This window comes from Clostridium sp. AF22-10 (assembly GCF_003478725.1).
In the GTDB taxonomy this organism is placed as follows: domain Bacteria; phylum Bacillota; class Clostridia; order Lachnospirales; family Lachnospiraceae; genus Otoolea; species Otoolea fessa.
The window spans coordinates 26,729-41,981 of the sequence record NZ_QUFZ01000021.1; the positions used below are offsets into that span (position 1 = coordinate 26,729).

The window sequence follows — 15,253 nt, forward strand, 5'->3', positions numbered from 1 at the left end:
GGGTCATACATATCCTTCCAAAATATCTATGATATCTATGTTCCGCTTGAACCAGCCCTCCAGCCCTTTTATGCCGCTGTCACATTGTTCGCTTCCATCGTGTCAAGAAACGCCTCATACTCTGCATCCTCGCCCATGTACTCAACGGTCAGAATCTGTGTCAGATCCAGGCTCATAACTCCCAGAATCGACTTGGCGTCAATGACAACACGGTTATAAAAAACATCAATATCAAAATCGCATTTCATAGAAGCATTGACAAATTTCTTTGCATCTTCTATCGTTTTCAGCATAATTTTTCTCTGTTTCATAATAAACAACTCCTTTTTACTGAATGTACCAACAGAATTTTTTCCTCCGTTTTTTAGGCACATTTAAAACCATAAAGATTTATTCAGTGTTTATAGCATGATTTTTGTCGAATGTCAATTTGATTTCTTTTATACCGCATATTTTTAATACATGATTTTTACCAAAAAAGCAGAGTGTTTCTTAGTAAAATATTCCGACGTCTAGAACTATCGTCGTATTCATTTCATGATATATTGTCATTATTTATATACATCAAATGGTTTAACGGATTGGTTTTGGGCAGTTGAACTAAATATTCATTGTGATTTTCCACCCAGCATGAGCACACAAATTCTCTTTTACCAAATTATCCTGATCTCTAGTTTCCATATAAAATGATGAATGATACTTAATAAATGGAAAAAAATATATTAAATCAAAAAAAATGAAAAATCACAAAAAAATTGTTGACTTTTCGTTATGGCTATGATATTATAACTGAGTCAGCAACGAAGGGGAATAGTTCAATGGCAGAGCAACGGTCTCCAAAACCGTTAATGGGGGTTCGAATCCCTCTTCCCCTGCTTCTAAAGGCGTCAGTGATTCAGAGATGAGTCATTGGCGTTTTTTGTTTTTTTTAACATTCAAGTTGAACGTCCGTGAGACTTGACGCGTGATTCTGGTCAGCGAAGCTGACATATTCCTATCAGAATCACTGCGCATCCTCACGGAGCGTTTATCTCAGTCGGAGCCCCAACTCCCACTGAGACAAATTTGCTGTTACTCACATTACGCTAATATTATTTTTCTTAAATTTTCCCAAAATCCAAGCAACCTACAGCAGCCCAATCGCCTCCCGCACATTTGCCACCCCTTCCAGCCGGATATCCGACCTTGGTTTCAATTTACTGACATTGACCATCGGAAGAATGCATCTTGTAAATCCCATCTTGACTGCCTCATGGACTCTCTGCTCTGCCATCGAGACGGCGCGCACCTCTCCGGAGAGTCCGACCTCGCCAAATACGATCGTTTTCTCATCCAGCGGACGGTCTTTATAGCTGGAAATCAGCGCCATCACGATCGCAAGGTCAAGCGCCGGCTCGTTCATCTTCATGCCGCCTGCAATGTTGACATATGCATCGTACCCGGACAGGGCATAACGGCATCGTTTTTCCAACACTGCCATGAGCAGGTTCACACGGTTGTAATCGACGCCCGCTGCCGTCCGCCGCGGCAGTCCGAAATTCGTCTTTGACACCAGCGCCTGCACTTCCAGAAGAATCGGGCGGGTTCCCTCCATCGAGCAGGCAGTCACCGCACCGGATGCCTCCGCCGGGCGCCCTTCCAGCATAAATTCGGATGGATTCGGCACCTCCGCCAGTCCTTCCTCCCGCATCTCAAACACGCCGATCTCATTGGTCGAACCGAAACGATTCTTCACTCCCCGCAGAATCCGGTAGGACGCATGGCGATCGCCCTCAAAATATAGCACTGTATCGACCATATGTTCCAGCATACGCGGTCCCGCCACAACACCCTCTTTCGTCACATGACCGACGATAAAGACTGTCACACCCAGTCCTTTTGCGAGCTGCATCAGGACGCCGGTGCACTCTCTTACCTGGCTGACACTGCCCGGTGCGGAACCTGCCGCCTCGATAAACATGGTCTGGATCGAGTCGATCACGACCACATCCGGGCGCACCTCCCGGATCACCTCCGCGATCGTATCCAGGTTCGTCTCACTCAAGAACGAAAGTGGTCCGCGCACCGTCCCGATCCGGCTTGCCCGCAGTTTAATCTGTTTTAATGACTCCTCGCCGGAGACGTATAAAACCTTTTGTTCCTGTCCTGCCAGGTTCCGGCAGACCTGCAGAAGCAGGGTTGATTTTCCGATTCCCGGATCTCCGCCGACCAGCACCAGGGAGCCACGCACCACGCCGCTTCCAAGCACCCGGTCAAGTTCTGCAAATCCAGTTTTCGTCCGATCCGTATCGGAAAGCTCAATTTCATCTAAGCTGACCGGCTTTGCCTGCGCGCCAACCCGTTTCCCCGGTGCCGACGTCAGCGAAGCCGCTGCCGCATACCGCCCTGCTGCCGTACCGGATGATGCCGATGCGGACGGCGCTTCCACCATCGTATTCCACGCCTTACACGCCGGGCACTGCCCCATCCATTTGGAAGATTCATAACCGCATTCCCTGCAGAAAAATCCCGTTGATTTTGCCTTTGCCATGCTGATTCCTTTCCAAACACTTCTTCTCATATTTCTTATTACACAAAAAGCTGCTGCATGGCGGAAACCGGCTTCCGGCGCACACGCCCGCCATTCCTGCCATGCAGCAGCTTTCATCTCATGCATTGTAACTTGTACGTAACGTTTTGTTTTTCTTTTCCTTATCTGGCTTCAATCCGGATTGCGGTTGCCTTGCCCGGGTTCAGCTCCACGCTCAGTACCAGTTTGCCGCTGACGTTGGTCTTCATGCCACCGACCGATACGCCGTCTACATATACCTCATACTCACGCTCATCCTCTAACTGAATGGTAATCTGAGCATCCTTCTCGCCCTCAACCGAAAACTGTACGGAAGTATCTCCCGCCTGGAAATGATTGACTGCCGTGCCCGGTACCGACTCATATACGAACATTCCGTTGCGCTCCAGCTTGGTAATCTCGCCGAATGTTTTTACCTTATAAAGATCGCCCTGAAATTCAAAATCCTGCAGCTTGGACTTTGCTGCTAACATATAATTGCCAAAACTGATGGTTCCGTCATCCTCGATGCGGATTAACTCGCTAACTACTGGCATAATGCTTTATCCTCCTAGTATCCTTTTAATCAATATCGCAACTGCTCCGCACTTACACAGTTACTCAGTAGTATCATTTTAACACACTTCGACCGGGTTTACCAGTCTTTTCGCTTCCAGCCCTTTAGACCGTCTCAAATTTCAGCTGATCGCCATCTTTTTCAATCCGAACCTCTGTTTTTTTCCGGATCGTGCCTTCCAGGATCTTCTCAGAAAGCTGATCCTCGATCTGCGTCTGGATCGTCCGGCGCAACGGTCTTGCACCATATTTGGAATCATATCCCTTGTCTGCCAGGAAATCGATCGCATCATCTGTGATCGTGAGCGTCATTCCAAGCTGATCCTCCGTCCTTTTCTTGATGCCGCGCAGCAGAATGCCCGCGATCGTCTTGATATTCTCCTTCGTCAGAGGATGGAATACTAAAATCTCATCGATTCGGTTTAAAAACTCCGGTTTAAACATCCGGCGCACTTCCTCCATCACGCGCTCTTTCATAAACGCATAATCCGCTTTCTCACCGCTCTCCGACGAGAATCCAAGCCGCTTCGGGGAAATAATATTTTCAGCGCCCGCATTGGAGGTCATAATCAGAATCGTGTTCTTGAAATCCACCTTCCGTCCCTGTGCGTCCGTAATGTGCCCGTCATCGAGGATCTGCAGCAGAATGTTAAATACATCCGGATGCGCTTTTTCAATCTCATCAAAGAGAATAACCGAATATGGATTGCGACGCACCTTCTCGCTGAGCTGTCCGCCCTCCTCGTAGCCAACATATCCTGGCGGCGAACCGATCATCTTAGAAACGCTGTGTTTCTCCATGTACTCCGACATATCAACGCGGATCATCGCATTTTCCGTGCCAAACATCGCCTCCGAGAGCGCCTTGGAAAGCTCTGTTTTTCCGACACCCGTCGGCCCCAGGAACAGAAACGAACCGATCGGCCGCTTCGGATCCTTGAGTCCCACACGACCACGGCGGATCGCACGCGCCACGGCGGATACAGCTTCCTCCTGTCCGACCACACGCTCATGCAGAATGGACTCCAGTTTCAACAGCCGCTCTGACTCTTCTTCTGCCAGCTTGCGAACCGGAATCTTCGTCCAGTCAGAAACAATGTCCGCAATCTCATTTTCACCGACCACTAACTTGCGTGAATTTTTCTCTTTTTCCCATTTTTCACGAATCTTTTCAATCTTTTCCTGCTTTTTCTGCTGCTTCTTCTTGATCTCACCGGCTTTCTCATAGGCTTCAGCCTTGATCGCCTCTTCCTTCTGACCTTCGAGTTTTTTGATCTCCGCTTCGAGCTTTTTAATCTCCTCCGGCTCCGTATATACAGTCAGACGCAACTTCGAGGATGCTTCATCGATCAGATCGATCGCCTTGTCCGGCAGGAAACGGTCATTGATATAGCGGGCAGACAGGCGCACCGCTGCCACCAGTGCCTCATCCTGGATCGTCACCTTGTGATGTTCCTCATAGCGGCTGCGAAGCCCCTTCAAAATCTCAATGGATTCCGCCTCCGTCGGCTCATCCACCATAACCGGCTGAAACCGGCGTTCCAAGGCCGCATCTTTTTCGATGTATTTGCGGTATTCTTCCAGCGTCGTCGCACCAATGAGCTGAATCTCGCCCCTCGCCAGCGACGGTTTCAGGATATTAGAGGCATCGATCGCGCCCTCCGCGCCGCCTGCGCCGATGATCGTGTGAATCTCGTCAATAAACAAGAGCACATTTCCACTCTCCCGCACCTCGGCAAGTACCTTCTTAATCCGCTCTTCGAACTCACCGCGGTACTTGGATCCTGCGACCATGCCGGACAAATCGAGACTGACAACCCGCTTTTTCGCGATCGTCTCCGGTACATTGCCGGAAACAATGAACTGTGCCAGACCTTCCACAACCGCCGTCTTTCCGACGCCTGGTTCCCCGATCAGGCACGGATTATTCTTCGTCCGGCGGCTTAAAATCTGAATAACACGTTTCATTTCCCGTTCCCTGCCGATGACTGGATCGAGCTTTCCGTCCCGCGCCATCTGGGTCAGATCCCGGCTGAAATTGTCCAGATTCGGTGTATTGCCTTTCTCCGGACGCACCCGTCCTGCTGCCGCATCTTCCGCTGCCTCGGACGGCGCGTCATCGCCCATAGCCCCCATCAGATCCACATATAATTTCTGAATATTAACATTCATTGTATTGAGTAAACGGCACGCAGTTGATTTTCCATCCTTGATGATGGCAATCAGGATGTGCTCCGTTCCAATCAGAGGCGCTTTGAAAAAAACCGCCTCATCATAACTCGCCTGCAGCACGGCGCGCGCCCCCGGCGTATACTCAATCTGTCCCTCTACCTGAGTCGCCACTGCCGGGCTTATCAGACGCTCCATCAGTTCCATGACACGCTCTTCTGTCACATCATGTTCTGCCAGAACCGCTGCCGCCACGCCAGTTTCCTCTTTTATCAGTCCTAAAAGCAGATGCTCCGTCCCCACATAGCCGTGTTCCAGCTCCTGCGCTGTCTCGACTGCCAGACGGATCGCTTCTCTGGCTTTCTGAGTAAAACGATCGATCATTTTACTGTTCCTCCTGTTTCTTTTTACTTTACACCAGCTTCGGCAGTTCCTCCCGCAGATACCGCGCCCGCTCTGCCTCCAATTCCTCACGTCCCAACGGCTTGCTCGAACGTTTCTGTAAGTTTGCCGGCTGGATGCCGATCATCAGGCGGTAAATGCTCACAAATTCCGCCGGTTTTAACAGCCCGTCCGCGATGCCCGCCCAGACATGAGATAGAAATGTCATCGCTTCCTTGAGCGTCATCCGACGCGCATATTTCAGAACGCCGTAGGACTTGTACGCCTCATCCTCCCGCTCCAGGCGGTGCCTCGACAGAGAAACCTCGCGGAACTGATTTTCCTGCGCCGAGAGCTGCCCCGCCACGTTGGCTACCAGCTCCAGAATCTCTTGTTCGGTGATGCCGAGTGTCTTCTGATTGACTACCTCGTACAAATCGCCGTAGTTTTCATTGCCTCTGCCATAAACGCCGCGCACGGTCGTGCCGAAACGTCCCATATCGCCCAGAAGTTCCTGAAATTTCTTATTCATTGTCAGAGACGGCAGATGCACGACCACGGACGCCTTCATTGCTGTTCCGACATTCGTCGGATAGGACGTCAGATATCCATATTTCTCATTAAATGCATACGGAATCTTCTCGTTGATATAATCATCCAGCGCATCCGCTTTTGCATAACATTCTTGCAGATCGAGTCCCGATGCCAGCACCTGTAACCGGATATGATCGTCCGCATTTAATACCATGCTGACCCGCTCATCCTCCGAACAGAGGATCCCGCCCGGCGTCGTCTTCTCCGCCAGCGTGCGGTTTAAAAGCCGCCGTTCCCGCAATGCGGTGCGGTCAAGCTTCTCCATCAATTCCAGATCTTCATATTCATAAAACTGACCGTCCCGGTCACCCAGATCGCGGAAATTCTGTTTTAAACGGGCAATCATCGTCCGCGCCTCATCCGGCTCCAGACGGCTCGGAAATTTATATTCCTCCCAGTTCCGAGACAGACGCACCCGGCTGGAAACGATATTGGACGCATCATTCGCCACTTCCTCAAACCATTTCGTCATGTCTCATCTCTCCTTCCAGACTGTGTATCTTATCCCGGCAGGCAGCAGCCGTCTCATAGTCTTCTTCCTGCAACGCCGCTTCCAGCCTGCGTTTCAGCTGCTTAATCTGCTCTTCCGGGCTGAATTCCAGTTCTCCTTTCTTCGTCACCTCTGCAGCCGCCTGACTGCGCGGCTGGATCTTCGGATGTTTGCCGGTATGGCTCGAATTTTCCTGCAATTTCTTAATTTTCTCTCCAAGCAACGGATCAAACACATGATAACAGTCCGCGCATCCGAAACGGCTGTTCTTGATAAATTCTTCATACGTCGTGCCGCAGGTCGGGCATACCACATCCTCTTTCGGTGCCTGGCTGGCAGACGCATCCGTCAGTCCCAAAAGGCTCGAAAGCAGTTTTCCAAGCGGAAATTCTCCCTCAATCAGTGCCGAGTACGGTCCCAGATCCATCTCTTTCGCGCACTGGGCGCAGAGATTATGCTCTGTCTTGACGCCGTTAAACACTTCTGTATATTTAATATTCGCTTCGCGAATCCCACATTTCTCACACAGCATAATTTATCCTCCCAACATACACATCCCGCAACGGTTCCAATACACAAAAACCATCGCCCGCAGCCGGAACCTGCTATTCCGCTGTAAATGCGTCATAAATGGAATCCACCAGATTGTGAACCTCCTCGCGGCTCACATTTTTACAGACACCTCTTGCCAGAATTACACTGAGATCCCGGCGCATCTCCGAGATCGTCCGCATCTTATCCGTGTCAAGTGCAATCACTGCCCCGCGGCGGCGGTCCACACGCAGAAAACCTTCCTGTTTCAGTACAGAATATGCCTTGTTGACCGTGTGCATGTTAATTCCGATGTTATCCGCTAACTGGCGCACGGATGGCAGCGTATCGCCCTCCCGGATCTGGTCGGTCGCAATCCCGATGATGATCTGGTTTATGAGCTGAATATAAAGCGCTTCCTCACTGTTAAAATCAATCTCTACAATCATACTCCACCATCTTTCATTCTGACGGCAGACCCCGTTTCTAAATACAGTCAGCCGCCTGTTTTATCATTTGTTATATAGATTGTATAACAAACAGATGTTTTCGTCAACTGTAAAACTGTGTTAATTGTGTGAACTTGTTACAAAAAAAATCAATATAAAAGAAAAGACAGATACCCGCCAGAAATCTTCTGGACAGATATCCATCTTTTCCTCTTTTATTTACTTCGGATCATCGATATACTCAAATCCATCCTCATCACGCCGATCCCGCTCTAACCGGGCTTTTGCCTCGCGGGCGCGTCTGGATCGCTCTGATTCCGACTCATATCTCGTTGGGCGATCACCGTATTCCTCCCGTTCCAGCGTGTAGTAAAGCTCCGAGCGGGATGCCGGGCGCACATAAATCGCCGGGCGCGCATTCCGGCGTTCTCCCGATGCTGCAGACTCTTTCGCCGCACGATGCGCCGATGCAGGCGTGTAATCGCGCTGCAGGCGGCTTTCTTTTGCTGAAACGGCACGTTCCCGTTCTGTGCGTCGGCTTTCTGCCACTGCCTGGCGTTCCCGCTCTGCGCGGCTTCCGTCTGCCGAAGTTCTGCGCGGACGCTCTGAATGGCTTTCCTCTGCCGCATCTCTGCGGGTGCGCTGCAGACGTTCTTCTTCTGATGCCTCTCTGCGGACACAAGCCGGACTGCTTTCTTCTGGCATTTCTCTACGAACGCGTTCGGAACGATTTTCGCTTCCTGCTTCCCGGCGACGTCTTTCCTCCGGCATCCGTTTTGCGCGGTCTGCCGATGCTGCCTCCATACTCCGCTCTCGGCGAACAGGCTGGGACGCGCGCTCATCTTCCCTTGTCCGGCGGACCGGCTGCATCTCGCGCTCCTCTTCCCGCTCCCGGCGAACCGGTCTTGTCTCCAGCGTCTCTTGGGTTCGGCGCGCACTCCGACGCCCTTCCTCCATCCGCTCTGCGGACGGGCGGCGTCTGTCATCCGCTGCCATGCGCTCCTTCTCACTCCGCGCTGCCGGTCTTGCCGGCATCATTTCCCCATCTTCTCTCTTGTCGCGCCCAGTGCCTCGTTTCACCCGTGCGTCTGCCGCCGGTCGTGCATTCGGCGATGACGGACGACGCTTGGACCTCTGTCTGCCTCCGGCTGCCTGCGCTTCCTCTCTCCACTCTTTCCGCTTGAGCAGAAGATTGATCACGATAAAGAACAAGATTACACACGCTACGCCCAGAACCGCAAGCATGACAAAGCGGATATTATAATCCCTGCAAAGTGCGTTGTACTTATCTACAATCTCTTCCACTTGTGCATCATCGTATTTAGTTGCCAGAGACGGGTCTTCAAAATACCGCTGGAAGGTCTTTTCTGCAATATCATACCGATACAGCGACTTCTCGCCGCTCTCATTCATACCATATACGACACAATACTTCTGCTGTTCATCGCTCTTCCACACCCAGCCCTGCACTTTATACGTGCCGTTTAACTGAATGGTCGTCTCCATAAATCCATCCGGAATCTGAACCGACTCATCCGGTGGAAGCACCAGAATCGACTTTGCTGTCACATCGATCGTCACATACGGCGATAACACACCGGATTCCGGTATATAAATATAAAATGCACCATTTCCATCGGCACCCTGCAAATACAAAAGCGTCAGGTCATTGCCATTTCCACACTGGACCTCTGAACCGCCATAAGTACAGGTAGACTGCGTATATCCTTCCGGAAGCAGGGAGGCATCAAATTCCGTCGCCACCGTATAGGAAACGCCGTCTATTTCCACATCCAGCCCGTTTTTCACAACCGGCGTTGTCCCAACTGCCTCTGTTTCAGCCCCTGTCTCCGCCTCTGACGGCACATCGACCGTATCGAGCTTATTGACTGTGATCGTGTAGCTCTTAGTTGTCTGTCCATCCTCCGCCGTCACCTTGCAGACAACGGTATTAGCACCTACCTTTAAGCCGGAATCACCGCTGACAAGGACTTTCGCCTTGCTGTCCTTCGCACTCGCGCTGACCGCCAGCTTATCGACGCTGGCTCCTACCTGCGCCGTATAGGAAGTCACATTTGGCGAAAATGCAGGGGAAAGTGTTCCTGGAGAAATCTTCAAGGACGAAAGCGCCGCTTCCGCCGAGGAGGTTGCCGGTGCTTTTACTTTGACGCTCGCCGTCCCCGTTTTAGAAACTGTGACTGCCTGTGCATCTGAGTCATAGACTTCATAACTTCCCACAGAGATCGAAGTATTTCCCGCCTGCACTGCCTTGAATTTCAGCGTATAGGAAAATGCCTTCGTCGAATTGGAATCCATCGTTCCAACTAGGCGGACGGAACCTGCACCGCCGCTTGCGTTATTTCCGCTCACAAACTCAATGACCGACGGATCATAGGAAAGTACCACGTCGGATGCCCCTAGATTTCCATCCTGAGAGGAGATCTTCACATTGACGCTGAACTCCTGACCCACCGTCGCACTCGGATCGGAAAATGAAATTTTTGCGCTGGATGCATAGGCGCTGATCCCGCCAACCGGCGCCGCCACCGTCAGCATACCTGCCGCAAGTATACCTAATATGATATTTTTAAACCTTTTCATTCAACTGCCCTGTCCTATATTCTTTATTGGTAACGGTCCCATATCTGCACCGTTCCCTTTCTTTACAAATTTTCACGTACCCGCTGCCATCTCTCAAGACCAGCCGCAGGTACGTGAAATATCCCTACAGTCCCAGAATCTTCTTCTGCATCAGAAGAATATCCAAAATATCTACTTTTCCATTTCCATTTAGGTCGGCGCGCGCGATTTCCTCCGCTCTTAACTTTCCAAGTCCCAGTATCGACCGCTGTGCCAGCAGGATATCCATGATGTTCAGCTTACCGTCGCCGTTGACATCCCCGCGCACCGACGATGCCGCATGCGTTCCCGATGTGGACTGGGATGGTGCCGCCGCGCTGGTCGGCGACTGGCTCCCCTGCGGACTGCCGGCGCTCCCGACAGACTCCCCATTTGGCGCAATCAGGGTTCCGGAACTGCCGCTCCCAAATCCATTCACATTCGATCCCGGTGCAGACTGCCCGGAAGGAGAGCTTCCTGAACTGCTTCCCGAAGAGGTCGGACCGACAATCTGCACATCCGAACCGCCGGAGGAAGAATTTCCTGAACTGCTTCCTGAAGACATGCCCGGTCCCGTCGCCGGACCGCTAGAGCTGCTTCCAGAGGAAACGCCGCTTCCAATCGAGCTTGAGTAGGTCGGACCGCCTGACTGGCGCACTACGTGAAGGACGTAATTTCGCAGATTTCCATTTGCCGCTTTGACCGTCACGGTGATCTCATTGACACCGCTCTGCAGATCGACCGTTCCCGTTCCGGCAATCGTTGCCTTGGAATCAATCGCGCTCGCCGCTACCGTCACGCTTGCCACCGACGGATCCACGATCAGATCGTAGGACTCTGTATCTCGGTTAAAGGTCGGTGTCAGTGCAAATCCATCGACACCCAGCGCCGACAGCTTGTTGTTCGGGCTGCCGTCCAGCGTCGGTTTGACGCAGGCGCCCGCCGGCATATTTTTATACACCGGAATCGAGAACTCAAGTGTTGTATTTGCCAATGCCGTGATCTTCGAAAGCGTCAGTCCTTCGGCAGCTGCCGCCTGCACATTCGTCATGTACTGGTGTTTATAAAGGTTGCTGCCCTGCACATTAAATTTCTTTAAGTACAGCGTATCCTGTCCTTTTTTTACATAATTCTCGCCGTAATAAACCGAACCGCCACGGATCGATTTCTCGATGCTGTTCCACGGGCGCAGATAGGTTCCCGACTGGGATGCCCACCAGAGTCCGCGTTCTACCGCACTCATCGAGCCGGACTGATATGCCTCTATATTAAAGAAGTTATAATAACCCTGATAGCCGGACACCGTTCCGGAAATACTGCGTCCGGTTCCCTGGCTGCCCTGTTCCTGCAGAATCATCGATGCCAGAATATATGGATTGACTCCCGATTCGGATGCCGCATTCATGATGATATCTACATAGGAAGTGCCGATTGCAGACTGCTGCGCCACTCCCGTGGAAGTTCCCGAACTGCTGGAAGTGCCACTTCCCGGTGCACTTGTTCTTCCGCTGCTGGTTGAACCAGAAGTTGTTCCAGTTGTGCTGCTTCCCGGTGCGCTTGTACTGCCACTGGTGGTTCCAGCCGTGCTGCTGGTTGTCCCCGATGACTTATTCGATGTGCCGCTGCTGACCGGCGCCGTCTCCCCGTCTGCATTGTTGGAAGAAAATCCATCTCCCGCCATGCCCGGTCCATTGGTCGCTGCCACCCGCTCCGTCTTATGATCGCTGATCGAAGCAATCGGAGACGACAGACCGGCGCTGCTTCCGCTCGAACCTGACGAACTTCCCGGTCCCGTCGCTGAACCGGAAGAAGAGCTTCCTGAACTACTTCCCGTACCGGCCGATACCGACGAGCCGCCCGACACCGTGCCGGAAAGGAAGGTTCCGCTCACCATGTTCTGCAGCCCCGTCTTCGTGTGAAGCGAACTGTCATACGACTGTTTCATGAACTGGTAAATATATTTATCATTTAAGAAATTCCGCGGATCCATATAATAGGCGATAATATCCGAAGACGCCTGTACCCAGGAGCTTCCGTCAAAACCCGGCCAGGTTCCGGTTCCCCAGTCATACGCACCTGTCTCGGTCGATTTCCAGGACGAAATGCTGCTGCTCGCAACCAGGTTCCGCCCGATCACGCTTTCATTTTTCAACGCTGTGTTCCAATCCAGATTTGTCTGGAACGCCGTGAACGTCCAATTCGGATATTGTGCATGCAATTCCCGGAGCCCCTGTTTATAGCTCTCCGGAAATCCCTGCTTTGTCAGATAGCTTTCAAAATCCGAATCCGATTTGATCGCAGTCGGAAACTTTATGTATTTGCTCGAAACATAACCCGTCTGCTCACCGCCGCTTCCGCTATATCGTATCTGATACCATACGACGCCATCCGTTCCCGTCTGCTCACCAAGTACTGTAACTGGTGCGCCCTTGGACAGCTTCGCTAGTGCCTGATACGAAGTGCCCGGACCACTCCGGACATTCAGGTTTGTCGCATTGACCGACGCGGTTCTCTCTTCCGCATAGCTGACGATCCCCAGCAAAGACTCTGCTGCAGTACCTGCCAGCCCTGGGTTGACCGCCATCACAGCACCCAGCAGAAACGCCGCCGCCCGTTTCCCCAATAACTTCCATTTTTTCATCCGTCTATCTCCTCATTCTGCTGCGTTTTCTGCAATTCATCCCCCGCAACGGAATTCTTATTCTGTCTGCCGCCGTATTTCCAGACAGCCGCTCGACTGTTTTCCATCTTTTTCACGTTTTTACAATCGTATCTATTATAATGAAAAAAGACCATATGTGTCAACCTTACCGAAAAAACTTCGCAAAATTTGGGGCCTTTGCGCGAAATTGTAAGATTTCCTTAATTTTTAGAAGCAGTATAAGTTGGCTTTGAAATGTTTTCCGGATATATGATTTTTGAATGCATAGTAGCATAAAAAGGAGTGCCAACCCGGTACACTCTACCGATTCTGGCACTCCTTTTGGCTCAAAATCCTTAAATTCTTTTTAGCTTAGATCTGGTAGACTCGCTTTTTCTTCCAGCCCAGGTATTGATGCCGTTTCCATCCATCTCCTCAGTGGACACCGGTGCTTTCTTTACTTCCGGTGCAGCCGCTTTCAGGATCTCACGTTTCTCAACCGGCGGTTTCTTTGCCGGACGGGACTCGAAGAACTCTTTTGCCACCTGTGGGAACAGTGCATAAGTCAGGACATCCTCATCCTGCTGCTTCCACTGCTTCATCTCCGCCTCAATCTTCTCAAGCTGCGGCTCGATCAGATCTGCCGGACGACAGGTAATCGGTTTTGCATCGCCGATTGCTTTCTTCTGAACTTCTTTGTCGAACGGCTTTACAGTCTGTCCGAACTCGCCCATCAGAAGTTTCTTGGATTCCTTTGTGAACATCTTGTAGCGCTCGCCCATCAGGACATTTAATACAGCCTGCGTACCAACGATCTGGGAAGACGGAGTAACTAACGGCGGCTCACCGAAGTCTTTGCGGACTCTCGGGATCTCTTTCAGAACATCGTAGTATTTATCCTCTGCGCGCGCTTCTTTCAGCTGGGAAACCAGGTTGGAAAGCATACCGCCCGGGACCTGATAACGCAGGGTATTGATGTCAACGCCCAGAACCTTGGTATTCATCAGACCACTCTTTAACGCTTCCTCACGCATCGGGCGGAAGTAATCTGCGATCTCCGCCAGTTTTTCCTGATCCAGTCCGGTATCATACGGAGTACCTTTGAAGGTCTCAACCATAACCTCGGTCGCCGGCTGGCTCGTTCCCATCGAGAACGGAGACATCGCGGTATCGATCATGTCAGCGCCCGCTTCCACTGCCTTTAGGTACGTCATGGATGCAACGCCGGAGGTGTAATGCGTATGGATATCAATCGGAAGATCAACTGCTTCTTTCAGTGCTTTCACGAGGATCTCTGCATTGTACGGGGTCAGAAGACCTGCCATATCCTTGATACACAGAGAATCAGCGCCCATATCCTCGATTCTCTTTGCAATGTCTTTCCAATAATCCAGTGTATATGCATCACCCAGTGTATAGCTCAGCGCTATCTGTGCGTGTGCTTTTTCTTTGTTGGCTGCCTTTACCGCTGTCTCCAGGTTGCGGATATCATTTAAACAGTCAAAAATACGGATAATATCAATACCATTGGCAACTGATTTCTGTACGAAATATTCTACCACATCATCTGCATAGTGGTTATAACCCAGAATATTCTGTCCGCGAAACAGCATCTGAAGTTTTGTCTTCTTAAAACCATCTCTCAGCTTTCTAAGGCGCTCCCACGGATCTTCCTTCAGGAAACGAAGGCTGGCATCGAATGTCGCACCGCCCCAGCATTCTACTGCATGATATCCAACCTCATCCATCTTTCCGATGATCGGAAGCATCTGCTCCGTTGTCATTCTGGTTGCAATCAGAGACTGGTGCGCGTCACGAAGGACAGTTTCCACGATCTTAACCGGCTTTTTCTTTTCATTTGCCATTCTAAAGATACCTCCCAATACACTTTTATTATGAGTCAACTATCTGCGACCTGGCTGATTAAATAATTCACAGCCATATTTTTATCCATTATACCACAAGTTTCTCGATTTCTGGATAGTTTTTTTAATATAATTTCATAAGTAAATTCTATATCGTGGAAATGTGGGTTGTGATTTTTGCTGATGTCAGGGAGCTTTCCTCTGCGCCGCGTGGGGGCGGCTGGAGGAAAAAAATTTCTTGGTCACTTCTTTCTAGTCCGCAGTGCGGCAGCTCGAAAAAACTTCGTTTTTCCTCGCTGTCGGGCATTCGCCCTATGAAAAAAAGAAGCCGCACACAGCTGCTTTTGTGTAAACACAACGCTTCTGTGTGTCACCTCTTTCTAGTCCGCA

Annotated in this window: 11 protein-coding genes and 1 tRNA gene; 2 read left to right on the forward strand and 10 right to left on the reverse strand. The window is 50.9% G+C overall.

Translation table 11 applies throughout. The annotated features are described in order from the left end of the window. Nucleotides 1-68: 68 nt before the first annotated feature. A complete protein-coding gene (locus tag DWX91_RS13175; RefSeq protein ID WP_118472750.1) occupies nucleotides 69-311 on the reverse strand; it encodes an HPr family phosphocarrier protein in 243 nt (80 codons plus the stop codon). Between the two features lie 493 nt (nucleotides 312-804). On the opposite strand from DWX91_RS13175, the gene DWX91_RS13180 reads away from it, so the two are divergent. Then, nucleotides 805-875: transfer RNA gene (locus DWX91_RS13180), tRNA-Trp, on the forward strand. A 251-nt stretch (nucleotides 876-1,126) separates the two neighbouring features. On the opposite strand, the gene radA is transcribed toward DWX91_RS13180, so the two are convergent. From radA to DWX91_RS13225, 9 genes are all read right to left on the reverse strand, one after another. Continuing rightward, nucleotides 1,127-2,530, reverse strand: coding sequence for a DNA repair protein RadA (gene radA, locus DWX91_RS13185; RefSeq protein ID WP_118472801.1), 1,404 nt, complete (start codon nucleotides 2,528-2,530; stop codon nucleotides 1,127-1,129). Between the two features lie 161 nt (nucleotides 2,531-2,691). Next, the gene (locus DWX91_RS13190; RefSeq protein WP_022359635.1) at nucleotides 2,692-3,105 is read right to left on the reverse strand and encodes a hypothetical protein; all 414 of its coding nucleotides are present in this window, start codon (nucleotides 3,103-3,105) and stop codon (nucleotides 2,692-2,694) included. Between the two features lie 124 nt (nucleotides 3,106-3,229). Then, nucleotides 3,230-5,677, reverse strand: a complete 2,448-nt coding sequence (locus DWX91_RS13195; RefSeq protein WP_118472749.1) for an ATP-dependent Clp protease ATP-binding subunit — start codon at nucleotides 5,675-5,677, stop codon at nucleotides 3,230-3,232. 28 nt (nucleotides 5,678-5,705) lie between these two features. Next, the gene (locus tag DWX91_RS13200) at nucleotides 5,706-6,740 is read right to left on the reverse strand and encodes an ATP--guanido phosphotransferase (protein ID WP_107000011.1); all 1,035 of its coding nucleotides are present in this window, start codon (nucleotides 6,738-6,740) and stop codon (nucleotides 5,706-5,708) included. Next, nucleotides 6,724-7,290, reverse strand: a complete 567-nt coding sequence (locus DWX91_RS13205; RefSeq protein ID WP_107000012.1) for a UvrB/UvrC motif-containing protein — start codon at nucleotides 7,288-7,290, stop codon at nucleotides 6,724-6,726. The genes DWX91_RS13200 and DWX91_RS13205 overlap by 17 nt, the downstream gene beginning before the upstream one ends. Nucleotides 7,291-7,363: 73 nt before the next feature. Then, nucleotides 7,364-7,738, reverse strand: coding sequence for a GntR family transcriptional regulator (locus DWX91_RS13210; RefSeq protein WP_022359631.1), 375 nt, complete (start codon nucleotides 7,736-7,738; stop codon nucleotides 7,364-7,366). Between the two features lie 219 nt (nucleotides 7,739-7,957). Next, nucleotides 7,958-10,339, reverse strand: a complete 2,382-nt coding sequence (locus DWX91_RS13215) for a cadherin-like beta sandwich domain-containing protein (RefSeq protein WP_118472748.1) — start codon at nucleotides 10,337-10,339, stop codon at nucleotides 7,958-7,960. Between the two features lie 124 nt (nucleotides 10,340-10,463). Further along, a complete protein-coding gene (locus DWX91_RS13220) occupies nucleotides 10,464-12,998 on the reverse strand; it encodes an SH3 domain-containing protein (RefSeq protein WP_118472747.1) in 2,535 nt (844 codons plus the stop codon). A gap of 356 nt (nucleotides 12,999-13,354) precedes the next feature. Then, nucleotides 13,355-14,863: an oxaloacetate decarboxylase subunit alpha gene (locus DWX91_RS13225; protein WP_243033868.1), complete on the reverse strand. Its 1,509-nt coding sequence runs from the start codon at nucleotides 14,861-14,863 to the stop codon at nucleotides 13,355-13,357. 170 nt (nucleotides 14,864-15,033) lie between these two features. Between DWX91_RS13225 and DWX91_RS16940 the strand changes: the two genes are divergently transcribed. Continuing rightward, nucleotides 15,034-15,253, forward strand: a 220-nt coding sequence (locus DWX91_RS16940; protein WP_207664032.1) for a hypothetical protein, incomplete at its 3' end; no start/stop codon positions are given.

Bases quoted from the DNA above. Each gene is read 5' to 3' on its own strand.
- DWX91_RS13175 (WP_118472750.1), bottom strand. From the start codon at position 311: ATGAAACAGAGAAAAATTATGCTGAAAACGATAGAAGATGCAAAGAAA.
- radA (WP_118472801.1), bottom strand. From the start codon at position 2,530: ATGGCAAAGGCAAAATCAACGGGATTTTTCTGCAGGGAATGCGGTTAT.
- DWX91_RS13190 (WP_022359635.1), bottom strand. From the start codon at position 3,105: ATGCCAGTAGTTAGCGAGTTAATCCGCATCGAGGATGACGGAACCATC.
- DWX91_RS13195 (WP_118472749.1), bottom strand. From the start codon at position 5,677: ATGATCGATCGTTTTACTCAGAAAGCCAGAGAAGCGATCCGTCTGGCA.
- DWX91_RS13200 (WP_107000011.1), bottom strand. From the start codon at position 6,740: ATGACGAAATGGTTTGAGGAAGTGGCGAATGATGCGTCCAATATCGTT.
- DWX91_RS13205 (WP_107000012.1), bottom strand. From the start codon at position 7,290: ATGCTGTGTGAGAAATGTGGGATTCGCGAAGCGAATATTAAATATACA.
- DWX91_RS13210 (WP_022359631.1), bottom strand. From the start codon at position 7,738: ATGATTGTAGAGATTGATTTTAACAGTGAGGAAGCGCTTTATATTCAG.
- DWX91_RS13215 (WP_118472748.1), bottom strand. From the start codon at position 10,339: ATGAAAAGGTTTAAAAATATCATATTAGGTATACTTGCGGCAGGTATG.
- DWX91_RS13220 (WP_118472747.1), bottom strand. From the start codon at position 12,998: ATGAAAAAATGGAAGTTATTGGGGAAACGGGCGGCGGCGTTTCTGCTG.
- DWX91_RS13225 (WP_243033868.1), bottom strand. From the start codon at position 14,863: ATGGCAAATGAAAAGAAAAAGCCGGTTAAGATCGTGGAAACTGTCCTT.